This is a genomic window from uncultured Psychroserpens sp. (assembly GCF_947501425.1).
Lineage (GTDB): Bacteria > Bacteroidota > Bacteroidia > Flavobacteriales > Flavobacteriaceae > Psychroserpens.
Genome location: NZ_CANMVN010000010.1, coordinates 1 through 25,145, shown reverse-complemented (window position 1 = coordinate 25,145; position 25,145 = coordinate 1). Strand labels below are relative to the sequence as shown.

23 protein-coding genes and 1 tRNA gene are annotated in these 25,145 nt (G+C 34.9%); 17 read left to right on the top strand and 7 right to left on the bottom strand.

The window, feature by feature from the left end:
- Positions 1–29: 29 nt before the first annotated feature.
- The 4 genes from Q0951_RS15230 to surE all read right to left on the bottom strand — a co-directional run bounded on the left by Q0951_RS15230 (position 30) and on the right by surE (position 2,801).
- Positions 30–545 carry a C40 family peptidase gene (locus Q0951_RS15230; RefSeq protein WP_299338662.1) on the bottom strand — a complete coding sequence of 172 codons (516 nt, stop codon included), beginning with the start codon at positions 543–545 and terminating at the stop codon, positions 30–32.
- A 75-nt stretch (positions 546–620) separates the two neighbouring features.
- Positions 621–1,730 (bottom strand): lipid-A-disaccharide synthase, encoded by a 1,110-nt coding sequence (lpxB, locus tag Q0951_RS15225; RefSeq protein ID WP_299338660.1) that lies wholly within the window; start codon positions 1,728–1,730, stop codon positions 621–623.
- A gap of 23 nt (positions 1,731–1,753) precedes the next feature.
- Positions 1,754–2,038, bottom strand: a complete 285-nt coding sequence (locus Q0951_RS15220) for a hypothetical protein (protein ID WP_299338657.1) — start codon at positions 2,036–2,038, stop codon at positions 1,754–1,756.
- Positions 2,028–2,801: a 5'/3'-nucleotidase SurE gene (gene surE / locus Q0951_RS15215; RefSeq protein WP_299338655.1), complete on the bottom strand. Its 774-nt coding sequence runs from the start codon at positions 2,799–2,801 to the stop codon at positions 2,028–2,030. Before surE ends, Q0951_RS15220 begins: the two co-directional genes overlap by 11 nt.
- A gap of 211 nt (positions 2,802–3,012) precedes the next feature.
- Between surE and Q0951_RS15210 the strand changes: the two genes are divergently transcribed.
- Together Q0951_RS15210 and Q0951_RS15205 are read left to right on the top strand one after the other, a co-directional pair.
- Complete coding sequence (locus Q0951_RS15210) at positions 3,013–5,202, top strand: carboxy terminal-processing peptidase (protein ID WP_299339142.1); 2,190 nt, start codon at positions 3,013–3,015, stop codon at positions 5,200–5,202.
- Position 5,203: 1 nt separating this feature from the next.
- Positions 5,204–6,298 carry an ABC transporter permease gene (locus Q0951_RS15205; RefSeq protein ID WP_299338654.1) on the top strand — a complete coding sequence of 365 codons (1,095 nt, stop codon included), beginning with the start codon at positions 5,204–5,206 and terminating at the stop codon, positions 6,296–6,298.
- On the opposite strand, the gene Q0951_RS15200 is transcribed toward Q0951_RS15205, so the two are convergent.
- Genes Q0951_RS15200 through Q0951_RS15190 form a run of 3 tightly spaced genes read right to left on the bottom strand, consistent with a single transcriptional unit; the run spans position 6,295 to position 8,516 of the window.
- A complete protein-coding gene (locus Q0951_RS15200; protein WP_299338652.1) occupies positions 6,295–7,101 on the bottom strand; it encodes a sulfotransferase in 807 nt (268 codons plus the stop codon). The two genes, Q0951_RS15205 and Q0951_RS15200, sit on opposite strands and share 4 nt — an antisense overlap.
- Before the next feature lie 11 nt (positions 7,102–7,112).
- The gene (yihA, locus tag Q0951_RS15195; protein ID WP_299338649.1) at positions 7,113–7,721 is read right to left on the bottom strand and encodes a ribosome biogenesis GTP-binding protein YihA/YsxC; all 609 of its coding nucleotides are present in this window, start codon (positions 7,719–7,721) and stop codon (positions 7,113–7,115) included.
- Between the two features lie 30 nt (positions 7,722–7,751).
- Positions 7,752–8,516, bottom strand: coding sequence for an alpha/beta hydrolase (locus tag Q0951_RS15190; RefSeq protein ID WP_299338646.1), 765 nt, complete (start codon positions 8,514–8,516; stop codon positions 7,752–7,754).
- A 298-nt stretch (positions 8,517–8,814) separates the two neighbouring features.
- Here Q0951_RS15190 and mraZ point away from each other — a divergent pair, with 298 nt between their 5' ends.
- The 15 genes from mraZ to Q0951_RS15115 all read left to right on the top strand — a co-directional run bounded on the left by mraZ (position 8,815) and on the right by Q0951_RS15115 (position 24,935).
- Positions 8,815–9,282 (top strand): division/cell wall cluster transcriptional repressor MraZ, encoded by a 468-nt coding sequence (gene mraZ, locus Q0951_RS15185; RefSeq protein WP_299338643.1) that lies wholly within the window; start codon positions 8,815–8,817, stop codon positions 9,280–9,282.
- Positions 9,269–10,165: a 16S rRNA (cytosine(1402)-N(4))-methyltransferase RsmH gene (rsmH, locus tag Q0951_RS15180; RefSeq protein WP_299338640.1), complete on the top strand. Its 897-nt coding sequence runs from the start codon at positions 9,269–9,271 to the stop codon at positions 10,163–10,165. Before mraZ ends, rsmH begins: the two co-directional genes overlap by 14 nt.
- The gene (locus tag Q0951_RS15175; protein ID WP_299338637.1) at positions 10,162–10,479 is read left to right on the top strand and encodes an FtsL-like putative cell division protein; all 318 of its coding nucleotides are present in this window, start codon (positions 10,162–10,164) and stop codon (positions 10,477–10,479) included. Before rsmH ends, Q0951_RS15175 begins: the two co-directional genes overlap by 4 nt.
- A 58-nt stretch (positions 10,480–10,537) precedes the next feature.
- A complete protein-coding gene (locus tag Q0951_RS15170) occupies positions 10,538–12,487 on the top strand; it encodes a penicillin-binding protein (protein ID WP_299339139.1) in 1,950 nt (649 codons plus the stop codon).
- Entirely contained in the window at positions 12,487–13,950 is a 1,464-nt protein-coding gene (locus Q0951_RS15165) for a UDP-N-acetylmuramoyl-L-alanyl-D-glutamate--2,6-diaminopimelate ligase (protein WP_299338634.1), read from the top strand. The genes Q0951_RS15170 and Q0951_RS15165 overlap by 1 nt, the downstream gene beginning before the upstream one ends.
- Positions 13,951–13,957: 7 nt before the next feature.
- A complete protein-coding gene (gene mraY / locus Q0951_RS15160) occupies positions 13,958–15,199 on the top strand; it encodes a phospho-N-acetylmuramoyl-pentapeptide-transferase (protein WP_299338632.1) in 1,242 nt (413 codons plus the stop codon).
- Positions 15,200–16,531 (top strand): UDP-N-acetylmuramoyl-L-alanine--D-glutamate ligase, encoded by a 1,332-nt coding sequence (gene murD / locus Q0951_RS15155; protein ID WP_299338629.1) that lies wholly within the window; start codon positions 15,200–15,202, stop codon positions 16,529–16,531.
- Positions 16,532–16,541: 10 nt separating this feature from the next.
- Positions 16,542–17,735 carry an FtsW/RodA/SpoVE family cell cycle protein gene (locus Q0951_RS15150; RefSeq protein WP_299338626.1) on the top strand — a complete coding sequence of 398 codons (1,194 nt, stop codon included), beginning with the start codon at positions 16,542–16,544 and terminating at the stop codon, positions 17,733–17,735.
- Complete coding sequence (gene murG, locus Q0951_RS15145; RefSeq protein WP_299338623.1) at positions 17,735–18,829, top strand: undecaprenyldiphospho-muramoylpentapeptide beta-N-acetylglucosaminyltransferase; 1,095 nt, start codon at positions 17,735–17,737, stop codon at positions 18,827–18,829. Before Q0951_RS15150 ends, murG begins: the two co-directional genes overlap by 1 nt.
- Positions 18,830–20,182, top strand: coding sequence for a UDP-N-acetylmuramate--L-alanine ligase (gene murC, locus Q0951_RS15140; protein ID WP_299338620.1), 1,353 nt, complete (start codon positions 18,830–18,832; stop codon positions 20,180–20,182).
- 19 nt (positions 20,183–20,201) lie between these two features.
- Positions 20,202–20,891 (top strand): cell division protein FtsQ/DivIB, encoded by a 690-nt coding sequence (locus Q0951_RS15135; RefSeq protein WP_299338617.1) that lies wholly within the window; start codon positions 20,202–20,204, stop codon positions 20,889–20,891.
- Positions 20,892–20,894: 3 nt separating this feature from the next.
- Positions 20,895–22,229 (top strand): cell division protein FtsA, encoded by a 1,335-nt coding sequence (gene ftsA, locus Q0951_RS15130; protein WP_299338615.1) that lies wholly within the window; start codon positions 20,895–20,897, stop codon positions 22,227–22,229.
- A gap of 82 nt (positions 22,230–22,311) precedes the next feature.
- Complete coding sequence (gene ftsZ, locus Q0951_RS15125) at positions 22,312–24,252, top strand: cell division protein FtsZ (protein ID WP_299338612.1); 1,941 nt, start codon at positions 22,312–22,314, stop codon at positions 24,250–24,252.
- Positions 24,253–24,402: 150 nt separating this feature from the next.
- Positions 24,403–24,852, top strand: coding sequence for a GatB/YqeY domain-containing protein (locus Q0951_RS15120; protein ID WP_299338610.1), 450 nt, complete (start codon positions 24,403–24,405; stop codon positions 24,850–24,852).
- A 9-nt stretch (positions 24,853–24,861) separates the two neighbouring features.
- Positions 24,862–24,935 (top strand) — tRNA-Arg (locus Q0951_RS15115).
- Positions 24,936–25,145 lie beyond the last annotated feature (210 nt).

Here is a 25,145-nt window from a genome sequence, read left to right as displayed (position 1 = left end):
TAGTAAATATTCTATATATAGAAAATAAACTACATCACTCGTCTTGCTTGAACATAGGCTAAATACCAGTAGCGCTCTGATAATTTAGAAGTAATCACGCCTCTGCTCGTGGTAGAGTGTATAAACTCAACATAACCTGGTCTGCTTTGAGTAACAATACCTACATGATTAATTTTTCTACTATTTTTCTTAGTTGCAAAAAACAGTAAGTCACCTTCTTGAACATCCTTAACGTCAATCCATTCACCACGTTTTGATAAATCTGCTGTTGTTCGAGGTAATATGATATCTTCTTTTTTAAAAGCAGTGACTACAAGACCAGAACAGTCCATTCCTCTTTTGGTTGTGCCTCCATATTTGTAGCGCGTCCCTTCAAAAGTTTTAGCGTAATCAATGATGTTCTTCACCTCTGCGGAAGCTAATACAGGAGTCGTTGACCTTTCAGTCTTATTGGTAGTTCTAGGTTTTTTTGTAACAATACGTTTAGACGATTTGCAATTAGTAAAGCAGAAGCAAAGCGCAATAAGTAGGATGATTTTTTTCATGAATTGTAAATAATGCCTAAAAATATATAATTCTTTTTGTTTGATTTTAGGATGGCATATGTGTTTTCAACAATCTTATTTACAACTTTCAAAAATCAATTTAGCAGCTTTCTCACTGGCACCTTTTCCACCTAATTTTTTTTCTAGATCGTAATAGTCAATAAAAAATTGGATACGATGGTCTTCATCTAGAATACGATTGAGTTCTTTTTTAAGACGCTTTTTGTTGAGGTCACCTTGAATTAATTCGGTAACAACTTCACGATCCATGATGAGGTTAACTAATGAAATAAATTTCAATGTAATAATACGTTTAGCAATTTGATATGAAATTGCATTAGCCTTATAGCAAACTACTTGAGGAACTTTAAATAAGGCTGTTTCTAATGTTGCAGTTCCTGAAGTTACCAAGGCAGCGGTAGATACGCTAAGCAAATCATAGGTTTTATTTGAAATAAAAGCCACATTATCCTGTTTGATAAAAGGTTTATAAAAACTAAAATCCTGACTTGGAGCACCTGCAATTACAAATTGATAATCAGGAAAATCATCAACCAAACTCAACATCACACCTAGCATTTTTGTGATTTCTTGTTTACGACTTCCAGGCAGAAGGGCTATTATAGGTTTGTCACTAAGCTTATGATCTTTTCTAAAACTATGTTCGTCAACCTGATTTCTATCAGCAATGGCATCTATAAGGGGATGGCCCACAAAATTGACATTATAGTCGTACTTGTTATAAAATTCCTTTTCAAAAGGAAGTATAACATACATGGCATCAATATCGCGCTTGATTTTTTCAACGCGACCTGCTCTTGACGCCCAAACCTGAGGTGAAATATAATAATGTGTTCTATAGCCTTGTTCTTTTGCCCACTTCGCAATACGAAGGTTAAATCCGGAGTTGTCAATAAAAATGATAACATCAGGCTTAAAGTCATCTATATCATCTTTACAAAATTTTATAAGTCCGAGTATCTTCCTGAGATTAAGGATGACTTCAGCAAAACCCATAAAAGAGCGTTCTTTATAGTGTTTTACCAGAGTGCCACCAACAGCTTGCATAAGGTCGCCTCCCCAAAATCTGAAATCGGCATTACCATCTTCTTTTTGTAATGCTTTCATCAAATTGGAACCATGTAAGTCTCCAGAGGCCTCGCCAGCTATGATGTAATATTTCATTTCAATAATTTGCCCATTAAGGGTTAAGCAAATCTAACGATTATGGTGAGAACAGCCACAATAATTGTTGCGATAAGAACTCCTTTGGCTTTTCGATCTTCATTTCTTTTTATAAATAGGAAGAAAGCTCCCAAATTCAAAATCGCTCCCATACTCATTAATTTAGTAAAAACACCACTATTAATGGAGACTTCTAATGAATCTGCTATAGAGTTTCCTTTACCAAATATGAGCAGTACTATAAATAAACCTAGAGCACTAGCTAATATCCCAACAACTAGACCAATTATTAAATCTTTATTTTTCATTAAAATCCCAAGTGTTTAAATTTTGTATACTATGGTGCGCTGTGAGATCAAACTGAATAGGAACTAAAGATACATAACCATTAGCAAGTGCCCATTCATCAGTATCTTCGCCCTGGTCTAAATTGACAAATTTACCTGTCAGCCAGTAATAATCTTTCCCATAAGGGTTTTGTCGTTTATCAAACTCTTCCTCCCAATTTGCTTTAGCTTGTCTACAGATTTTAACACCTTTAATATCTCTCTTCTCTAGGTTAGGAAAGTTAACATTTAAAACAGTGCCATGATCTAATCCATGTTTTAAGACATTTTCAGCTATAGCTTTTACATATGATTTGCAATGGTCAAAATTAGCACTCCAATTGTAATCACATAAGGAAAATCCAATAGCAGGAATACCTTCAATACCAGCTTCAATAGCTGCACTCATAGTACCTGAATAAATCACATTAATTGATGAGTTAGAGCCATGGTTAATACCAGATACACAAAGATCCGGACGTCTTTTTAGTATTTGTCTTATTCCTAATTTAACACAGTCGGCAGGTGTACCTGAACAACTATATTCTTCTATATTGTTATTACTCACTTTATCAAGATGAAGTGTGGAGTTTATCGTTATAGCATGTCCCATACCACTTTGCGGACTATCAGGAGCAACAACTACAACATCTCCAATTGTTTTCATCACATCGATCAAAGTTCTAACACCTGGTGCTGTAATTCCATCATCATTAGTGACTAAAATAAGAGGTTTTTCTGACATAAAGTATCTGGATTTTGTATTTGCAAAAATAGGTAAACACGCTTGAATTTCCTATAAATAAAGGTTTAACAAAAAATTAGTAGCACTTGATTTTATTGGCATGATTTTTTCAATTACTTTAGTAGAAATTATAAATTTTAGCATTATTTTACATGACTAAAGAATTAATTTCTTGTAAATGCGTTTTATAACAAAAAAAATTACAGATATGATGAAGAGGAATTATAAACTGCTGCTATTAGTTTTACTTTTAGCTTTTGCCTCGTGCAGTTTTACAACTAAAAAATTTCAAGACCCAAATAAAGATAAGCTGCTCATTCAGTTAATCACTTATGTATTAGAAGAAGGGCACTTTAACCCTCAAGATCTTAATGACCGTTTTTCTGAGGAAGTTTTTGATGATTATCTCGAGCAATTAGATCCTTTTAAACGTTATTTCCATGCCTCAGATATCAAAGAATTTGAAGCTTACAAAGACCAAATTGACGATCAGCTTAAAGCTTACGATGTTTCATTTTTCAATCTAACTCATAACCGATTATTGAAGCGAATCGAAGAATCAAAAGAAATTTACAAGGATGTACTATCTGAACCTTTTGATTTTTCTGTAGTAGAGGAGTTTTCTACTGATTATGAAGATTTAGATTATGTAGATTCAAAAAAGGAAATGAAAGAACGCTGGAGAAAACAGCTTAAATTCTCAACCATTGCTAATTATGATGATCTTATTTCTGATCAGAAAAATTCAAATAATGCTGATTATTCCTCAACTGGAAATAGTGATATTGACCTTGAGAAATCAACTGGAAAGGCTGTAAATGTGAAAGTAAAAAAATCATTAAGCGAATTAGAAGAAGAAGCACGAGAAGCTACTGAAAGATCTCTTGATGAGCTTTATGATTTTATTGATGACAGACAACGCAAAGATTGGTTTGCTGTCTACATCAACGCAATTGTTGAAGAGTTTGATCCGCATACATTCTATTTTGCTCCAGAAGATAAAGATCGTTTTGATGTAGCCATGTCTGGTAATTTTGAAGGTATTGGAGCAAGACTACAGAAAAAAATGGATGCGATTATCGTTAACGAAATCATTAGTGGTGGTCCGGCTTGGAGACAAAATGAATTAGAAGTTGGTGATCAAATCGTCAAAGTGAGACAAGAAAATGAAGATGAAGGAATCAATATTGTTGGCATGCGTTTAGACGATGCTATCAAATTTATAAAAGGCCCAAAAGGTACTGATGTCACACTTACTTTGAAAAAAGTAGATGGCCAAATAGAAGATATTACAATTACAAGAGATATCGTTGAGCTTGAAGAAACCTATGCAAAATCATCAACAGTAATTAAAGACAATAAGAAGTTTGGTGTTATTAACTTACCAAAGTTTTATGTTGATTTTGAAGATTATAACAAACGAAATGCAGCCTCTGATATTAAGTTGGAAATTGAAAGATTAAAATCTGAAGGTGTTGAAGGATTGGTTCTAGACCTAAGAAATAATGGAGGAGGATCTCTACAAACTGTTGTTGATATGGGTGGATTGTTCATCGATGAAGGACCAATAGTACAAGTGAAGACAGCAGGAGAGCCAAAAGAAGTCCTTAGAGATAAAGACAGATCTATTGTTTGGGATGGTCCATTAGTAATATTAGTAAATGAGCTTTCTGCTTCTGCTTCTGAAATTTTAGCAGCTGCTATGCAAGATTATAAAAGAGCCATAGTTATTGGAAGTAAGCAAACCTACGGAAAAGGAACTGTGCAAAATGTATTGGACCTTAACCGAATTGTCAGACAAAATAGTAACGGAGATATGGGAGCTTTAAAGTTTACTACCCAAAAATTCTATAGAATTAACGGTGGCTCTACACAGTTAGAAGGTGTTAAAAGTGATGTTGTCGTACCAGATCGTTACAGTTATATCGATATTGGAGAGAAAGATCAGGAAAATCCATTGCCTTGGGATAAAATAGATCCAGTAGACTATAAACTATGGGGAAGCTATTACGATTATGATACTACTATTGCTAAGAGTAAAGAGCGAATGGCAAACAATGAGCAGTTAAAGCTTATCGATGCCAATGCACAATGGGTAAAGAAAATTAGAGATAGAGAAATTTACTCACTTAACTACGAAGACTACAAAAAGGCTCTTGAAAGTAATGAAGAAGAATCTAAGCGATTTGAAAAGTTATCAGATTATAAAACAAATTTAACTTTCCAATCATTACCATATGAGATTGAACTAATGGATAAAGATTCGGTTTTAAGAGAAAAACGTAAGCGTTGGCATGTAAGTCTTAGTAAAGATGTATATATTGAGGAAGCTTTGAATGTACTTAATGACCTCAAAATGACTTATGAAATTAAAAAGGTAGCCACGTCTGTAAAAAATTAAAATGAGTAAATCAAGCGACTCATTAACACAATTAGCGCTCCGAAAGTTTAAGAAAAACTTTTGGGGCGTTTTGAGTTTTTGGCTAATAGCTCTTATTGGTCTTATAGCGTTGTTCGCTTATGTCATTGCTCCAGATAATTCCCAAAATGCAAATCAAATGCATTTATCCATACATTCACAACGACCAGGATTTGAAGTTGAAATGCTTAGAATTCCTTCTGAAATTGTCGATGATCAAAGCTTGGTCTCTAGATTGTTATTTGGGAAAAAGAATACAGATCAGGAAATTCCAATTTCAGAATATTCAATAGAAAATGATCAATTACATTATACAGAATACGCCTCTGATGGTCTTGTAGGAGTTAGTAAGACCATAGAATTAAATGTGTTTCCCAATCAAGACTACAAACCTTTTATTGAAACAAAAACCTTTCTATTCGGAACAGATAAGTATGGAAGAGATTTATTAAGCAGAATTCTTATTGGCTCTAGAATATCGTTTACAATTGGATTTGTTGCTGTATTGATCTCTTTGCTCATTGGTATTTTTATGGGAAGTATAGCAGGATATTATGGCGGAAAGACTGACGCATTAATTATGTGGATTATCAATGTCACTTGGTCCATTCCAACACTGCTTCTAGTTATTGCAATTACATTAGCACTTGATAAGGGGTTTTGGCAAGTTTTTATTGCAGTAGGTTTAACAATGTGGGTTGAGGTGGCAAGAGTAGTTAGAGGTCAGATAATAAGTGCCAAAGAAATGCAATATGTTACTGCAGCTAAAGCTTTGGGATTTAACGATTATAGAATCATAACTAAGCATATCTTGCCTAATATTATGGCACCAATTATTGTTATTTCTGCAGCCAATTTTGCAGCAGCAATCTTAATTGAAAGCGGACTGAGTTTTTTAGGTATTGGTGCGCAACCTCCAATGGCAAGTTGGGGAGCAATGATTAAAGACCATTACAATTATATCATTCTGGGAAAACCTTATTTAGCACTAATACCAGGATTGTGTATTATGATCTTAGTTATGGCTTTTATGCTTATTGGTAATGCGCTCAGAGATGCTTTAGACGTGAAGTCTTAATAATCTAACCAATGCGATAAATCTCTTTTGGTAAGTGTTTCAATAACAGAAATATCAGCTTTTACACTATTGATGATGTGTGCTTTTGTTGCTTCTGAAATTTGAGGCTTTGAACTTATGAAGTCTGAGTTAAAGTAATTTTTAATAATCAATCCAACCTTTTTGAGTTTTTCTGAAAGCGTTTTCGGGTGATCATATTTATAATGTAACACACTTCTATTGAAACTTTTATTACTATCTAGGTCATTCTTGTCAACGGTTATAGAATTTACGTTTAGAAACTTAAATGTTCGATCTAAAACCTCTTGAGGTTTCGAAATAAAATCATCAAAGAACAAGAGTAATATTTTGTCACGTCCAAACCGTTCAATATATGGTGTTATCTGCATAGCATAGCGAGAAATATTGATGTAATGTGGATTAGACATAATAGCATCATCAATTGGCTTAGAAGTCTCATAACCTCTGTTGTATGAGTGAATGTAATGAGAAATGATTCTTTCAATAGGATGACGCATAATATAGATGAGTTTCATGTCTGGATTGTACTCATAGATGTCATCATGAATATTGGTATTAAATGACGGATACTTGGTGTAATTAGTAGAACCCTCTCCGTATAATTTTGCTTTTTTTGCAAATTGAGAATGGTAGCTCGTAAGGTGTGCTCTCCAATCATTTTTACTGAAAAACTGAGGCTCTTTAGGATTGCTAAAACAGACCTCAGGATGCATTGTTAGCGCATTACTTAAACTAGTAGTGGCTGATTTAGCTGCTCCAATAATAAGAAAATTAACTTTCAAGATTATTTAAATTAACGCATTGCTTCAATTTCTGTATTGGTGTCTGTTATAAATTGTAATACATCATCTCTACCAATAGCTTTTGAAGAGGATGTGACAAAATAGTTAGGAACAACTTCCCATGTTTTAAGTAGCTCTTGGCAATAATTTGTTACATTTCGCTCAATAGCCATAGGTTTTAATTTATCAGCTTTTGTAAATATGATAGAGAACGGAATTTGATTAACACCTAAATATTCCATAAACTCTAAATCAATTTTTTGAGGCTCGTGTCTTACATCTACCAGAACAAATGCTGAAACCAGTTGTCTCCGTTTTTCAAAATAGTTTGTGATAAACTTTTGAAATTTCTTTTTTGCTGTTTTAGAAACTCTGGCATAACCATAACCTGGTAAATCTACCAAAAACCACTCTTTGTTGATTAAAAAATGATTGATGAGTTGTGTTTTTCCAGGTTTGCCAGAAGTCTTTGCTAAATTTTTATGATTAGTGAGCATGTTGATCAATGAGGATTTGCCAACATTACTACGACCAATAAAGGCATACTCTGGTATCTGATCCTTTGGACATTTGTCCACATCAGAATTACTTATTACAAATTCTGCAGTTTTTATAATCATGATAGTTCTTAAAAGTTAGTAGTTACAGAACTATAATTTCTTAGCGGATAACCAATCATGAAGGATTTGGTTAAACTCATCAGGATGCTCCATCATAGCTGCATGACCACATTTATCAATCCAAAATAAATCCGAATTTGGTAAAAGCTGATTAAATTCTACTGCAACTTCAGGCGGAGTAACTGTGTCATTTTTACCCCAAATGATACAAACTGGTAAAACCATTTTTGGAAGATCCTTACCCATATTGTGTCTTATGGCACTTTTTGCAATAGCTAAGGTTTTAATGAGTTTATTTCTGTCATTAACCGTTTCGTAAACTTCATCAACAATTTCCTTGGTAGCAACAGCTGGATCATAAAATACTTCTTGTGCTTTTTTCTTGATCACTTCATAGTCACCACGTTTTGTATAACCACCACCCATAGCGCTTTCGTATAAACCTGAGCTTCCTGTAATTATTAGTGCTTTTACTTTTTCTGGATATAGTTTTGTATGGTATAAACCAATATGGCCACCTAAAGAGTTTCCTAATAAGATAACATTGTCTAAACCTTTAAAATCTATAAAATCTGATAAGTATTTTGCAAAGCTTTTAACATTGGTTTTTAAGAGAGACATGGTGTAAATTGGTAGCTCCGGAATTAAGACTTTGTAGCCTTTTTGGCTGAAAAAATCTGTGACTGCATCAAAATTACTCAATCCACCCATCAACCCATGAAGCACAATTATTGGTGTGCCTTCTCCAACTTCAATATACCTGTAGTCTTTCTCTTTCTTTAAACGGTGCGCCATGTACTAGTTAGTCATTTTGGTCAAAAACAAATATAGGTATTTCAATTAAAACATGAGCATATAATTTATGACTACAATCGAAAGTTTCTTTTAAGATGTTAACAATGAAATTGGGATTGTAAATACAGATTTTAGAAGACTGATACTAAAGTTTTTATGAGGGTTTATTCGGGAATTTAATGACTCAATTTCCAACTTAAATGGAAATTTATCAACAAAAGTGGGATAGAGTGGTAAAATGTGGTAAAATTTTCAATATATTTGAATCTTAATCGTTACTGATACTAAATCAATCATTTTGAACCCTTTAATTGGAACATACGAATGTAAAGTAGATGCCAAAGGACGGCTGATGCTTCCTGCTGCCATGAAGAAACAGCTTCTTCCTGCCTTGCAGAATGGGTTTGTTTTGAAGCGTGCAGTATTTCAGCCGTGTTTGGAGCTCTATCCAATGAGTGAATGGCAAGTTTTGATGTCAAAAGTCAATAAACTTAACCGTTTCAAGAAGAAAAACAATGATTTCATTCGTCGCTTTACAGCTGGATTGAAAATGGTTGAAGTGGATGCAGCAGGTCGTTTGCTCATTCCAAAAGATCTGGTGGCTTTTTCTGGAATTAAAAAAGATATCGTTGTTGCTTCAGCAATAAATATCATTGAGATATGGGATAAGGATAAGTACGAGAAAGCTATTGATGATGCAACAGGTGATTTTGCAGATTTGGCCGAAGAAGTGATGGGACAAGATGATGACGATGGAATATCATAATCCAGTATTACTAAAAGAAACGGTTGAAGGTTTGAATATCAAACCTGATGGTGTTTATGTAGATGTCACCTTTGGAGGTGGAGGTCATAGTAAAGAAATATTAAAGTATCTGGGACCAAAAGGAAAGTTGTTTGCTTTCGATCAGGATAAAGACGCTCTTTTAAATGCTATTGAGGATGAGCGATTTACGTTGATCAATGAAAACTTTAGATACATCAAACGCTTTTTAAGGTTTTATGGTGTAAAACAAGTTGATGGTATTCTTGCAGATTTTGGAGTGTCTTCACATCAATTTGATGTAGCCGAAAGAGGATTCTCTACACGGTTTGAAGCAGATTTGGATATGCGCATGAATCAAGACGATAAGTTGTCGGCTTATCACGTGATTAATGATTATGAGGAAGAGCAAATTAGACAAGTGCTTTTTCAGTATGGAGAGTTAAGGCAAGCGCCAGCAATGGCAAGAGCAATCGTTGAAGTGCGTCGCGATGGAGAAATTAAAACAAGCGAACAATTAAAACTCGCGCTCAAAAGATTTCTCAATCATAAAAAAGAGAATAAAGTGTTGGCTCAAATATATCAGGCCATCAGAATAGAAGTGAATCAGGAGATTGAAGCCTTAAAGGAATTTTTGCAACAGTCGCCTGAGGTGTTAGTAAAAGGTGGGCGTTTGAGCTTAATATCCTATCACTCTTTGGAAGATAGATTGGTTAAACGTTTTATAAGAAACGGATTGTTCGAAGGTGAGCCAGAACGAGATGTCTTTGGGAATTTTGAAGTGCCACTTAAAAAGGTTGGTGGTTTAATAATTCCAACTAAAGAGGAAATAGCTCAAAATAATAGAGCTAGAAGCGCAAAGCTTCGTATTGCTGAAAAGTTATGAAAAGGAATATTTATAGCATACTGAGAGGTAAGTTTTTAGTGAGTGATGATTCTTTTAAAAACTGGAGGATTATCATTTTCATTTCCGTTTTAGCAATTATCATGATAGCAAGTTCTCATAGTGCCGATCAGAAAGTCTATGAGATTGCAAGATTAAAGAATGAAGTAAAAGAGTATAGATCAGCATTTGTTGACGGGAGATCAAAATTGATGAAGTTGAAAATGGAATCATCAATTATTAAAAAAGTCGCAAAAAAAGGAATTAAAATTTCAGAGATTCCACCAAAAAAAATAAAAGTAAAATCACAGAACTGATACATTGGCAACAACCGAAACTAACATATTAAACAGATTGTATTTCATAGCTGGCAGTATGTTTGTCTTTGCGATGGCTGTTGTGTTTAAGTTGTGCAGTATTCAATTCATTCAAGGGGATCAATACAGAAGCCTTGCTGAAGAGCGAACAGTGAAAAATGTAGAAATTCCTGCCAACAGAGGTAATGTTTATTCCGCAGATGGTAGCTTGTTAGCTACTTCAATTCCCAAATACGATATTCGCATTGATGCCATCCAACCTAAAGAGGAAATCTTCAATAAATACATTAAGTCGTTAGCAGACTCTCTTGAAGCTTATTCAGGAAAACCCTCAAGCACATATCAGAAAAACATCCGAAAAGCACGAGCCAACAAGAATCGTTATTTCCTATTGGCAAGAAATATTAGTTATTCAGACTATATCAGATTGAGAAACTTTCCAATGCTTGAGCTTGGAGCAATAAAGGGCGGGCTCATAGTAGAGCAAACAACAAGACGCGAGCATCCAATGGGTGGAATTGCCGAGCGGGCTATTGGTTATGAGCGCGTTGACGAGGACGGAAATGTGAGTAGAGCAGGTATTGATGGTGCTTTTGGAGAAAAGTATTTGCGAGGTGTTAACGGACAGCGTCTAAAACAGAAAATTGGTAACGGACAATGGAAGCCTATTGTAGATTATAATCAGGTAGAGCCTCAAGATGGACATGATGTCTATACTACTATTGATGTTAATATTCAAGATATAGCACATCACTCTTTGCTTGGTCAATTAGAGAAATACGAGGCTGAGCATGGTTGTGCTGTGGTTATGGATGTTGAAACTGGAGAAATTAAAGCGATTACTAATCTTGCTAGAACAGAAAAAGGTAATTATTATGAAAAAAGAAATTACGCTGTTTGGGAGTCTCATGAGCCTGGTTCTACATTTAAAGTGATGGCCATGATGGCCGCGCTTGAAGATAAGCTTATTGACACATCAACTGTGGTAGATACAAAATTGGGCTCAAAGATGTTTCCGAGAAGGAGAAAGCCTATTACAGATTCACGTGGCTATGGAAAAATTTCTGCAGCTCGTGCATTGGAAGTTTCTTCGAACATCGGTTTAGCAACAATTATTGATGAAAACTACTCTGAGAATCCAAAGAAATTTATTAACCGTTTAAAAAGTTGGAAACTCCACGAACCGCTTGGTGTTTCAATTAAAGGTGAAGGTGATCCATTTATACCTGAACCAGGTCATGAAAAATGGAGTAGAGCTGCTTTACAGTCAATGGCTTTTGGTTACAATTTGCGAATGACGCCTTTGCAAACCTTAGCATTTTATAACGCTCTAGCTAATAATGGTGAAATGATAAAGCCACGCTTCATAAAAGCTGTTAAAGAATTTGATAGAGAAATAGAAGTTTTTAATAAAGAGGTAATTCATCAAAAGATTTGTTCAGATAAAACTTTGAATGAAATTCAAGAGATACTCAAAAATGTAGTTATTAGAGGGACAGGTCGTCGTATGTATTCTGAAAACTTCTCAATGGCAGGAAAAACAGGAACGGCTAGAACTGAGTATTGGATGGAAGATTGGTCTAAAAACCCGAGATATATTTCATCATTTGCAGGTTATTTCCCAGCAGATAATCCTAAATACTCTTGTATTGTAGTTATACACAAACCAAGCACCAAGGTTGGATATTATGGCGCAGACGTTTCGGGGCCTGTGTTTAAAAGAATCGCACAAAAAATATATACTGAAACGCCTCTAATTGATGAGGTAGAATCTTTAGAAGTTGTCAATACAGAAGTTGATGAGAAATACGAGGCTTTCTATACGATTGCACAGACTTATAAAACGATTATGCCAAATGTTGTTGGTCTTCCTGCAATGGATGCACTGGCATTATTAGAAAATATGGGGCTTAAAGTTAAGATGGAAGGCGTAGGAACTATAAGATCTCAGTCTGTCGATAAAGGCGTGAAAGTAAAACCAAACCAAGTAATTGTTTTAAGAACCTAATGCAGCAACTGAAAGACATATTATATAAGGTTACTATTAATGCTGTGGCAGGAAGCACTGGTATTGAGGTTAATGCTTTGCACTTTGATTCTCGACAGGTAGCAGATGGTGATGTGTTTGTGGCTATAAGAGGTACAATTGTAGATGGACATGAGTTTATAGATAAAGCCATAGCACAAGGAGCAATTGCTATCGTTTGTGAGGTGTTGCCTGCTCAATTGAAAGATGGAATCACATATATAGAAGTTGAGAATACAAGTCAGGCTCTTGCTTACATGGCTGATAATTTTTACGGAAACCCTTCAAGAAATTTAAGACTCGTTGGTATTACTGGTACCAATGGAAAAACTACAATTGCAACCTTACTGTACCAATTGTTTAAAAAAGCAGGCTATAAAGTTGGTTTGTTATCTACAGTTAGAATTATGGTAGATAATACCGAATACAAGGCCACACATACTACTCCAGATTCATTGACAATCAACAAATATTTGAAGATGATGAATGATGAAGGCGTAGAATTTTGTTTTATGGAAGTGAGTTCTCACGGTATTCATCAATACAGGACTGAGGGATTGTATTTTGTAGGCGGGATTTTTACCAATATCACTCATGATCATTTAGATTACCATAAGACATTTGCTGAGTATCGTGACGTCAAAAAATCATTCTTTGATAATTTACCTAAACAAGCCTTTGTATTGGTGAATATTGATGATAAAAATGGTTTGGTAATGCTGCAAAATACACAGGCCAAAAAATATACTTACGCACTAAAAACCTATGCCGATTACAAAGCGCAGATTCTAGAGAATGAATTTAGTGGATTGCTATTAAAGCTTAATGAAAGTGAATTATGGACAAAACTCATCGGAAGTTTTAATGCCTATAACATTGCAGCTATTTATGGAACAGCAGATTTGTTAGGTTTAGAAAAGGTTGAGGTGCTGCGATTAATTAGTGAATTGGAGAGCGTGAGTGGTCGCTTTCAATATTTTATTTCCGAAGAGAAAGTTACTGCTATTGTTGACTATGCGCATACACCAGATGCGCTTAAAAATGTATTGGAAACCATCAATAGCATCCGCACAAATAATGAAGAATTGATTACAGTTGTAGGTTGCGGTGGAGATAGAGATAAGACCAAACGACCTAAAATGGGGCATATTGCCTCTGCCTTGAGTACCAAAGTGATATTCACTAGTGATAATCCTAGAAGTGAAGTCCCTGAGACTATCATTGAAGATATTGAAAAAGGGGTCGAGCCTCAAAATTTTAAAAAGACCATGTCGATTGTTGATAGAAAGCAAGCCATCAAAACAGCTTGCCAATTGGCTAAGTCTAAAGACATCATTTTAATTGCAGGAAAAGGTCATGAAACCTATCAGGAAATCAAGGGTGAGCGTACCGATTTTGACGATTATAAAATAGTAGAAGAATTTTTAAAGCAGTTGCAGAAATAATATAAATATGTTGTATTACCTATTCGAATATTTAGAACAGCAGTTTCAGTTCCCTGGAGCCTCGCTTTTTGGGTTTTTAACTTTTAGAGCTGCGGTTGCAATTATCCTCTCATTGCTGATATCGACAATTTTTGGTAAACGTATCATTCGCTTTCTCCAAAAGAAACAGGTTGGAGAAACGATTCGAGATCTTGGGCTTGAAGGTCAAGTTGAAAAAGCTGGAACACCAACAATGGGTGGAATCATCATTATTTTGGCAACCTTGATTCCAGTATTATTATTAGCGAAACTTGAAAACATTTATATCATTCTTCTCATTGTAACAACAATCTGGATGGGAACCATCGGATTTATTGATGATTATATTAAGAAGTTCAAGAATAATAAGGAAGGGCTGAAAGGGCGCTTCAAAGTGTTAGGTCAGGTTGGTTTAGGGATAATCGTAGGAGCTACAGTGTACTTCCATGATGATGTTACTATGAAAGAAAAACTGCCTGAAGAACAGCAAATTATACTTTTGGCTGAGAATCCAAATATTTCACCTTCGAAGTTATTCGAAGAAGAGGCAAAGTCAACAAAGACAACAATTCCATTTGTGAAAGGGAATGAATTTGATTATGCCGATTTAATTACATGGATTAGTCCAGAATTATCAAAATATGCTTGGATTATTTTTATTCTAGCATCCATAATTATTATTACAGCAGTGTCTAATGGTGCAAATCTAACTGACGGTATCGATGGTTTAGCTGCAGGTACATCAGCTATAATTGTACTCACTTTAGGGATTTTCGCTTGGGTTTCTGGTAACATTATCTTTTCAGATTACTTAGATATTATGTACATCCCAAGGGTTGAAGAAATCACTATTTATATCGCAGCTTTTGTAGGAGCACTCATAGGATTTTTATGGTATAATGCCTATCCAGCACAGGTCTTTATGGGTGATACTGGGAGTTTAACCATTGGAGGTATTATAGCTGTAATTGCTATTGCTGTTCGTAAGGAATGGCTGATACCAGTGCTATGCGGAATTTTCCTAGCTGAAAATTTATCTGTCATAATGCAAGTTAGCTATTTCAAATACACAAGAAAAAAATATGGCGAAGGTCGACGCATTTTTAAGATGTCGCCTTTACATCATCATTATCAGAAATCAGGATATCACGAAAGTAAAATAGTTACAAGGTTTTGGATTATAGGAATTCTATTGGCCATCATATCAATTGTGACATTGAAAATTAGATAGATGAAACGATTAGTGATTCTTGGAGGAGGTGAAAGTGGTGTTGGAACAGCACTTTTAGGAAAAGCAAAAGGATTTCAGGTTTTCGTTTCTGATAACCAAAATATAAAAGAAAAGTACAAACAAGTTCTTATACATAATGAGATTGAATTTGAGGATGGTCAACATTCTGAAGGACAAATTCTAAATGCTGATATCGTAATGAAGAGCCCAGGAATTCCTGATAAAGTTGCTTTAGTTAAAAAGATTAGGGCTAAAGGAATAACTGTTGTTTCTGAAATCGAATTTGCTTCAAAATTTACCAATGCAACTATTGTTGGAATTACAGGTAGTAATGGTAAGACAACAACAGCAAGTTTGACACACCACTTGTTAAAAGAGGAGTTAAATGTTGGTTTAGCAGGTAATATAGGAGACAGTTTTGCGAAGCAGATTTTAGAGAAAGATTATCCAAATTACGTTTTGGAGATCAGTAGTTTTCAGCTTGACGATATTATTGATTTTAAACCGCATATCGCGATTTTAACCAATATCACACCAGATCATTTAGATAGATATGATTACGTATTTGAAAATTATATCGCCTCAAAATTCAGGATAGTAGAGAATCAAACAGCATCAGATTATTTTATTTATGATGCAGATGATGAGGTGATTTCTAAGTGGTTAGAGACCCATCCTATTCAATCAATTTTATTACCATTTTCATTGATAAAACCTATTGAGAATGGAGCGTATTTGGACAAAGACAATATAAAAATAACAATAGATAATAATCAGATAATTATGCCAACAGCAAATTTAGCATTAGAGGGAAAACACAACATTAAAAATGCAATGGCTGCTTCAACAGTGGCACATTTGCTTAAAATTAGAAAGCAAACTATTCGTGAAAGTTTAGAAAATTTTCAGGGTGTAGAGCATCGGTTAGAACATGTACTTAAAATTAATAAAGTACAATATATCAATGATTCTAAAGCAACCAATGTCAATGCGACATATTTCGCCTTAGAGAGCATGGATGCACCAACAGTATGGATTGTAGGTGGCGAAGATAAAGGCAACAATTATAAAGAGCTATTTCAGTTTGTTAACGAAAAAGTGAAAGCTATTATTTGCCTTGGAGTTGATAATGCCAAGTTAATGGAGAACTTTAGTAATATGGTTGACATAATTGTTGAAACTCAATATATGAGCGAAGCAGTAAAAATAGCTTATAAGGTGGCAGAGGCTGGAGATAATGTGTTGTTGTCGCCAGCATGTGCAAGTTTTGACCTTTTTGAGAATTATGAAGATAGAGGTCGTCAATTTAAGGAAGCAGTAAGAAACTTATAACAAAATACAAGTGCAAGCACTATTTAAAAACATAAAGGGAGATCGATTGATATGGGCTATTGCAGCGTTGTTGGCAATTTTCTCATTCTTACCTGTATATAGTGCTGCAAGTAATTTAGCATATGTTGGAGGGTCGGGTAATACTTTCGGATTTTTTGTAAAGCATTTTATGCATCTCTTTTTAGGGTTTGCAATCATGTATGGTGTTCATAAAATTCCATATAGATATTTCAAAGGATTATCCATGATTATGATTCCTATAGTCATTGTCTTGTTGGTTGTTACAATGTTACAGGGCACTACAATTGATGGTGCTAATGCCAGCCGTTGGATCCAAATTCCGTTTGTTGGGATGTCATTTCAGACTTCTACTTTGGCAGCTGTAGTGTTGATGGTATATGTGGCACGCTATTTATCTAAAATACAAGATAAGAAAATCTCATTTGTTGAGACATTATTGCCACTCTGGACACCAGTATTTCTTGTGTTGATACTGATTTTGCCTGCTAATTTTTCAACAACAGCCATTATATTTCTTATGGTTATGATGTTAACCTTTATTGGAGGTTACCCTTTAAAATATCTTGCTGTAGTTATAGGTGCAGGAATTGTTGCATTGGTGCTTTTTATATTAGTAGCTAAAGCATTTCCGGATGCTATGCCTAATCGTGTAGATACCTGGATAAGTAGGATAGAAAATTTTGCAAATGGAGAGGATACAGAGGCAGATTATCAGATTGAAAATGCTAAAATAGCCATAGCGTCTGGAGGAATTCAAGGAAAAGGACCTGGTAAGAGTACGCAAAAAAATGTACTGCCTCAGTCGTCATCTGATTTTATTTTCGCCATAATTATTGAAGAGTATGGATTGATAGGTGGCTTATTCTTATTGCTCTTGTATTCGTGGTTGTTATTCAGAATTGTGATAGTGTCACAAAAATCAGATACAGTTTTTGGAAAGCTATTGGTGTTAGGTGTTGGTTTACCTATCATATTTCAAGCATTGATAAATATGGCTGTTGCTGTGGAGTTATTTCCAGTAACAGGTCAAACACTGCCATTAATAAGTAGTGGTGGAACATCTATCTGGATGACCTGTTTGGCGATTGGAATTATACTGAGTGTTAGTGCTAAACGAGAACAAATAAAGGAACAAGAAATCAACGACGATAACCCATTAGAAATTTTAAGTGAAACCATTTAATGAGTAGATATAAAATCATATTATCAGGTGGTGGAACAGGAGGTCATATTTATCCTGCAATTGCTATTGCAAATGAATTGAAATCTCGTTTTCCAGATGCTGAGTTTTTATTCGTAGGAGCTTCAGATCGTATGGAAATGGAAAAAGTGCCTCAAGCTGGTTATGAGATTGAAGGACTTTGGATTTCTGGAATCCAACGTAAGCTAACACTCAAAAACTTAATGTTTCCATTTAAGCTCATATCAAGTTTGTTGAAATCTCGTAAAATCATCAATACGTTTAAACCAGATGTTGCAATAGGTACAGGTGGATTTGCCAGCGGACCATTACTTAAGACAGCAACATCCAAAGGTATTCCTACCTTAATACAGGAGCAAAATTCATATCCTGGTATCACTAATAAGTTATTGTCAAAACAAGTGGATAAGATTTGTGTAGCTTATGAAGGTCTGGATAAATTCTTTCCTAAGGAGAAAATTATTCTTACTGGAAATCCCATTCGTAAAGACCTACTTAATGTGTCCAATAAACACATAGAAGGTAAAGATGCATTTACCTTGATACATAGTAAACATACACTTCTGGTTTTAGGCGGTAGTTTAGGAGCAAGGCGTATCAATCAATTAATTGAAGATAAATTAGAATACTTTCAATCTCAGAATATCCAATTGATCTGGCAATGTGGAAAATTGTATTACCAGCAATACAAACATTATAATGAGCTGGACCATGTTCAGGTTCATGCTTTTTTAAATACTATGGATATGGCGTATGCCGCTGCAGATATTATTATTTCAAGAGCAGGAGCAAGTTCGGTATCTGAACTTTGTGTAGTTGGGAAACCGGTTGTTTTTATTCCATCACCTAATGTAGCCGAAGATCATCAAACCAAAAATGCAAAAGCTATAGCAGATAAAAATGCAGCTATCCTAATTAAGGAAAGTGAATTAGATGCTCAGTTTGAAACTCACTTTGATGAGTTAATGTCTTCTTCGGAAAAAAGGCAGGAATTGAGTCAAAACATAAAACAATTAGCATTAGTTAATGCAACAAAAGATATAGTTGACGAAGTAGAAAAATTGTTGAAACAGTAAATGGATTTAGGACATACAAATAACGTTTATTTTATAGGTATTGGAGGCATCGGAATGAGTGCCTTGGCTCGTTATTTTGTGGCAAAGGGAATGACTGTTGGAGGCTATGACAAAACTAGAACAGATATAACTGATGCGCTTGTAGATTTAGGAGTTTCAATTCATTTTGAGGATGATGTCAAACATATCGATGTTAAATTTTCTAATGTCCAAGATACACTCGTAGTATATACTCCTGCAATTCCGAAATCACACAACCAATTAAATTATTTTAAGTCGGAAGGATTTCAGGTCATGAAACGTTCTCAGGTATTAGGAGAGATTACAAAACAAACCTTTTGTCTAGCAGTAGCTGGTACACATGGAAAAACAACAACGACAAGTATTTTAGGACACTTGTTGAATGTATGTGATGTAGAAGTGACAGCTTTTTTAGGAGGAATTAGTGAAAATTATGATTCTAATTTGATCTTGAATGGTACAAAGGTAACGGTTGTCGAAGCTGATGAGTTTGATCGTTCATTTTTAACCTTAGCACCAGATTTTGCCTGTATCACCTCTATGGACGCAGATCATTTGGATATATATGGCGATGCGTCAGAATTGGTCAGATCATTTGAAGATTTTTCTAAAAAAATAAAAACTAACGGAAAACTATTCGTTAAAAATGGATTACCAATAGAAGGAATTACTTATGGAATCGAGGACAACTCAGATTATTCTGTAAAAAACATAAAAATAGTAAATGGTAGTTACGTGTTTGATGTCAAAACACCAAATACACTACTAGAAAATTTCAAATTTAGCCTACCTGGTAGACACAATCTGTCGAATGCATTAATAGCCTTGGCGATGTCTGTAGAATATGGACTCCCTCATCCGCAGCTCGCCAAAGCTTTAGCATCCTATAAAGGTGTAAAGCGAAGATTTACCTACCATATTAAAACAGATGATCTTGTTTATATTGATGATTATGCCCACCATCCAGAAGAGATCAATGCAGTTCATCAAGCTGTAAGAGAAATGTATCCAGACAAAAAGGTTTTGGCTGTTTTTCAGCCGCATTTGTATAGTAGAACGCAAGATTTTGTAAGTGAATTTGCTGCGAGTTTATCAAAATTTGATGAAGTGTTATTGTTGGATATTTATCCAGCAAGAGAGCTCCCAATTGAAGGAGTGACCTCAAAATGGTTATTAAGTAAAATTGAAAATAAAAATAAAAAGTTAGTTCAAAAATCAGAGTTGATACAAACTATTAAGTTGTCAAATGCTCCCGTAATTTTAACGATTGGAGCAGGAGATATAGGAGAAGAAGTTAAACATATAAAAAACGCATTGAGCCTTGCAAGTTAATTATAGCTATATAAAAGTTGTGTTACTACTAGTGTTAGTGGGGTTTTTGTATGCGTTTTCATCTGTTAGAAATTCTACTAGAAAAGTAGAGGCTCCAAATATAAAATTTGTTGGAGATGATAATCTTTTTGTAACCCATGAGACTGTTAGTAAATTGTTAATACAAAATCAGGAGAGTGTTACGAATAAGCCTAAAGATATTATAGATTTGAACGAATTAGAAACTGCCCTAAACTCTAATCCAATGATCAAGCAAGCACAAGTGTTTATGAGTGTTGATGGCTTAATCACTGCTGAAATTGAACAGAAAAAACCTATTGCAAGAGTAAGCACAAATGCATCTTATTACATTGATGAGACTGGCTCGTTTATGCCTTTATCAACAAATTACAGTGCACGCGTGCCTTTAGTTACTGGTTATATTGAAAAAAATGATTTGGCTAATGTACATGTTGTAGCAAAAAAAGTACAAGCTGATGAGTTTTTGATGAAGCATGTAGTATTAATTCATCAAAACCAAGATAAAACCATTGATTTAAAATTTAGATCTCATGATTTTAATATCCATTTAGGAACCTTAGAATTATTAGATAAAAAAATAGATAATCTTAAAGCTTTTTACAAGAAAGCCATGAAAGATAAAGCACTAGATAGTTATAAACTAGTGAATTTAAAATTTGATAAGCAAGTGATTTGCACCAAAAAATAAGTGATGGAAAATAATAAAATTTCAGTAGGACTCGATATCGGAACCACAAAAATTGTGGCTATGATTGGTCGTAAGAATGAATATGGCAAAGCCGAAATTTTAGGCATTGGAAAATCCAAAAGTTTGGGAGTACATCGTGGTGTGGTCAATAACATAACGCAAACTATCCAATCGATTCAGCAAGCCGTTCAAGAAGCCGAGGCAGAAGCTGGAATGAAAATAGAAGAGGTTACTGTTGGTATTGCTGGTCAGCATATTAGAAGTTTACAACACAGTGATTATATCACTAGAGCTAATTCTGAGGTAGTGATAGATGAGGAAGATATAGATCGATTGATTAATCAAGTACATAAATTAGTGATGTTGCCAGGTGAGGAGATCATTCATGTCTTACCACAAGAGTATAAGATCGATGGTCAAGCTGAAATTAAAGAACCTATTGGAATGTATGGCGGACGATTAGAAGCTAATTTTCATGTGGTTGTTGGACAAGTATCATCCATTAGAAATATTGGACGATGTGTTAAAAGTTCTGGATTAGAATTAGAAGGTATCACTTTAGAACCTCTGGCTTCTGCAAATGCAGTTTTAAGCCAGGAAGAAAAAGAAGCAGGTGTTGCTTTAATAGATATTGGAGGTGGTACAACTGATTTAGCGGTTTTTAAAGATGGGATTATTCGTCATACAGCTGTAATACCTTTCGGTGGAAATGTGGTTACCGAAGATATTAAAGAAGGCTGTTCAATTATTGAGAAGCAAGCTGAATTATTAAAAATAAAATTTGGATCTGCATGGCCTGGAGAAAATAAAGATAATGAGATTGTCTCTATTCCTGGATTACGTGGTCGTGAACCCAAAGAGATCACATTAAAAAATCTGTCTAAGATTATTCATGCTAGAGTTGTTGAGATTATAGAACAGGTCTATGTAGAAATAAAGAACTATGGACATGAGGAGCAAAAGAAAAAATTAATTGCAGGAATTGTATTAACAGGAGGAGGTAGCCAGTTAAAACATTTAAAGCAGTTGGTAGAATATATTACAGGAATGGATACCAGAATAGGATATCCAAATGAGCATTTAGCAGGAGATAGTGATGATGATATTGCGAGTCCGTTATTTGCTACAGCTGTTGGTTTGGTCATGGATGGATTAAAGCGTCAAGACCGTAAGCATGTAGAAAAAGAAGTTCAACAAATGGAGCAAGTGTCTGAAGAGCATTCTGATGACAATAGTTCTCAACAAGAAGAAACGATTCAGCAACCGAAAAAGGAGCGAAAATCATTTTTAGATAAGTTAACAGAGCGCGTTAAAGATTTTTTAGATAACGCAGAATAAATAATATCATACATCTTCAATTGGGTAGGACTGTTGAAGATATTTGGGGGAAATAAAGTATAAATAGAGTAAAAGAGATTTTATGAGCAACAACAACGAGTTAGGCAACATTGCATTTGATCTACCTAAAAACCAATCTAATGTCATCAAAGTGATAGGAGTAGGTGGAGGAGGAAGTAACGCTATTAATCACATGTTTTTACAAGGGATTAAAGGTGTTGATTTCGTTATATGTAATACAGATGCCCAAGCACTGCAAAACAGTGGTGTCCCGAACAAAATCCAATTAGGAGTTAATTTAACCGAAGGTTTAGGTGCAGGAGCAAATCCGGAAGTAGGAGAGCAAGCTGCCGTAGAAAGTTTAGAAGATTTACGTCGTATGTTAGATACCAATACAAAAATGGTGTTTATAACGGCTGGAATGGGTGGTGGTACAGGAACAGGAGCTGCTCCAATAATTGCCAAACTAGCAAAAGAACTAGATATTTTAACTGTAGGTATTGTAACGATGCCTTTTCAGTTTGAAGGAAAAACAAGAAATGAACAAGCGCAAAAAGGAGTAGAAACACTCCGAGCACATGTTGATTCTTTAGTAGTTATCAATAACAATAAATTACGTGAGGTATATGGTAATTTAGGATTTAAAGCTGGATTCTCAAAAGCAGACGAAGTACTATCAACTGCTTCAAGAGGAATTGCAGAAGTTATTACCCATCACTATACTCAAAACATAGATTTACGAGACGCTAAAACGGTGTTAAGTAATAGTGGTACAGCAATCATGGGTTCTGCTACAGCTTCTGGTAAAACCAGAGCGCAGGAAGCGATAATGAAGGCTTTAGATTCGCCATTATTAAACGATAATAAAATTACTGGAGCTAAAAACGTATTGTTGCTTATCGTTTCTGGCTCTCAAGAAATCACTATTGATGAAATAGGTGAGATTAATGACCATATTCAAATGGAAGCAGGTCATGGTGCAAATATTATTATGGGTGTTGGTGAAGATGAATCTTTACAAGAGTCTATTTCTGTAACTATTATTGCTACTGGCTTTGATATTGATCAACAGCATGAAATTTCAAATACTGAACAAAAGAAAGTGGTTCATGCTTTAGAAGATGATCGAAATGATGATGTGCATGTTACTGAAAGTGATCCAGCGATTATTACACCAGATATTATTCTTGAAAAAGAAGAAGAAAAAGCACCAGAAGTGGTTATTCATACCTTAATGGAAGATGAAGATGAAAGTGATGAAATTTCTGGAAATAGTGAAACTGAATTAATAACTACAACAGACATTATCAGAAATATCAATGTTGTTTATGATGAAGTTTTAGACCATAAAGTAGACGTTGAAGAATTTGTTATAACACCAATTCAGGAGGAAAAAGAACCAATTATTGAAGAGGTAGAGGAAGAGCAGATCACATTAACGTTTGATTTACCATTATCGTTTGGAGCGTCTGAAGATGAAGTTGAAGATCAGCAAGACAAAACTATTTTCAGTTTAGATGACGAGGTGAAAGATATGGAAGTTAAGGAACATGTAGAAATCGTTCCTGTGACTGAAGCCAATGAAGAGGGAGAAAAGCGTTATGCTTTAGATGATTTTATGACTTATGAGTCTGCTATGAATGAAAGTGAGGCTAAAGTTAAAGTTCAGCCAGAACCTGAGGTAGAAGAAGATATTGTATTTGAAAAAAAGGTTATTGAAACCGAAGTTGATGAAGAAGAGGTGATCGATGAGATCGACCCAATGAATAGCCCTATTTCAGAATTACTAAAGGAAAGAGCAGATGAAAGACGTCGCAAGATGAAAGATTTCAATTACAAGTTCAATACGGCAAAAATAGATGAAATTGAAAAAGAACCTGCATATAAAAGACAAGGTGTGAATTTAGAGGATGCTCAGCATTCATCAGAAACCAACGCTTCGAGAACATCGGTGACTACTGACGACAACGATGATATTCAATTGAGAAGTAACAATTCATTTTTACACGACAACGTAGATTAATAGCAAATTTAGTTTAGTGTTTCACACTTTGTTAAACCCGAAAAGTTGAGATAGACTTTTCGGGTTTTTTTAAGTAGTAATACCAATGCATATTACTCAAAAACCACTTTCTTTTTTCATATATTCGCATTCTAAATCAAATCATGCGTTATGAGTTTACAAAATGATGTAATGACTGCAATGAAAGCAGCAATGAAAGAAAAAGATCAAGTAGCTTTAGAAGCTCTTAGAGCGGTAAAATCTGCCATTTTATTGGCTAAGACATCGTCAGGAGGAAATGAAGAGTTAACCGAAGAGGAAGAGCTTAAAATCCTTCAGAAGTTAGTAAAACAGCGTAAGGATAGTGCAGCCATATACTTAGAACAAGATCGAAAAGATTTAGCTTTACCTGAGATAGACCAAGCTGAGGTTATTAGTCAGTTTTTGCCAGAAGCATTGAGTGAAGAAGAAATAGAAAAAGTTGTAGTGATGACTATTGAGGACATAGGTGCAGAAGGTATGAAGGATATGGGAAGAGTTATGGGGATTGTTAATAAAGAATTAGCAGGACAAGCAGATGGTAAAACCATATCTACTATTGTCAAAGCTAAGTTGTCTTAAAAATAATTAGGCCTCGTAGTTCAACTGGATAGAATATCAGATTTCGGCTCTGAGGGTTGGAGGTTCGAATCCTCTCGAGGTCACGAATACATAAGAAAGCTTTGCGTTAAATCAAGCTCGCTTGAATTTATAAGCAAAGCTTTCTTATGTTCAAAGCGGAGCGTTGAGGAAGGGCGAGCGCAGTGAGTCAATCCGAAGTTCAAAGCGAAGCGTTACATCAAGCTCGCTTGAATTTATAAGCAAAGCTTTCTTATGTTCAAAGCGGAGCGTTGAGGAAGGGCGAGCGCAGTGAG

Excerpts from the sequence above, each read along its gene's own strand:
- ftsA (WP_299338615.1), top strand. The coding sequence starts at position 20,895 with ATGGAAAATAATAAAATTTCAGTAGGACTCGATATCGGAACCACAAAA.
- ftsZ (WP_299338612.1), top strand. The coding sequence starts at position 22,312 with ATGAGCAACAACAACGAGTTAGGCAACATTGCATTTGATCTACCTAAA.
- Q0951_RS15120 (WP_299338610.1), top strand. The coding sequence starts at position 24,403 with ATGAGTTTACAAAATGATGTAATGACTGCAATGAAAGCAGCAATGAAA.
- Q0951_RS15220 (WP_299338657.1), bottom strand. The coding sequence starts at position 2,038 with ATGAAAAATAAAGATTTAATAATTGGTCTAGTTGTTGGGATATTAGCT.
- Q0951_RS15205 (WP_299338654.1), top strand. The coding sequence starts at position 5,204 with ATGAGTAAATCAAGCGACTCATTAACACAATTAGCGCTCCGAAAGTTT.
- lpxB (WP_299338660.1), bottom strand. The coding sequence starts at position 1,730 with ATGAAATATTACATCATAGCTGGCGAGGCCTCTGGAGACTTACATGGT.
- Q0951_RS15190 (WP_299338646.1), bottom strand. The coding sequence starts at position 8,516 with ATGGCGCACCGTTTAAAGAAAGAGAAAGACTACAGGTATATTGAAGTT.
- murD (WP_299338629.1), top strand. The coding sequence starts at position 15,200 with ATGAAACGATTAGTGATTCTTGGAGGAGGTGAAAGTGGTGTTGGAACA.
- Q0951_RS15210 (WP_299339142.1), top strand. The coding sequence starts at position 3,013 with ATGAAGAGGAATTATAAACTGCTGCTATTAGTTTTACTTTTAGCTTTT.
- Q0951_RS15175 (WP_299338637.1), top strand. The coding sequence starts at position 10,162 with ATGAAAAGGAATATTTATAGCATACTGAGAGGTAAGTTTTTAGTGAGT.
- Q0951_RS15170 (WP_299339139.1), top strand. The coding sequence starts at position 10,538 with ATGTTTGTCTTTGCGATGGCTGTTGTGTTTAAGTTGTGCAGTATTCAA.
- surE (WP_299338655.1), bottom strand. The coding sequence starts at position 2,801 with ATGTCAGAAAAACCTCTTATTTTAGTCACTAATGATGATGGAATTACA.
- Q0951_RS15230 (WP_299338662.1), bottom strand. The coding sequence starts at position 545 with ATGAAAAAAATCATCCTACTTATTGCGCTTTGCTTCTGCTTTACTAAT.
- mraY (WP_299338632.1), top strand. The coding sequence starts at position 13,958 with ATGTTGTATTACCTATTCGAATATTTAGAACAGCAGTTTCAGTTCCCT.
- rsmH (WP_299338640.1), top strand. The coding sequence starts at position 9,269 with ATGGAATATCATAATCCAGTATTACTAAAAGAAACGGTTGAAGGTTTG.
- yihA (WP_299338649.1), bottom strand. The coding sequence starts at position 7,721 with ATGATTATAAAAACTGCAGAATTTGTAATAAGTAATTCTGATGTGGAC.
- murC (WP_299338620.1), top strand. The coding sequence starts at position 18,830 with ATGGATTTAGGACATACAAATAACGTTTATTTTATAGGTATTGGAGGC.
- murG (WP_299338623.1), top strand. The coding sequence starts at position 17,735 with ATGAGTAGATATAAAATCATATTATCAGGTGGTGGAACAGGAGGTCAT.
- Q0951_RS15165 (WP_299338634.1), top strand. The coding sequence starts at position 12,487 with ATGCAGCAACTGAAAGACATATTATATAAGGTTACTATTAATGCTGTG.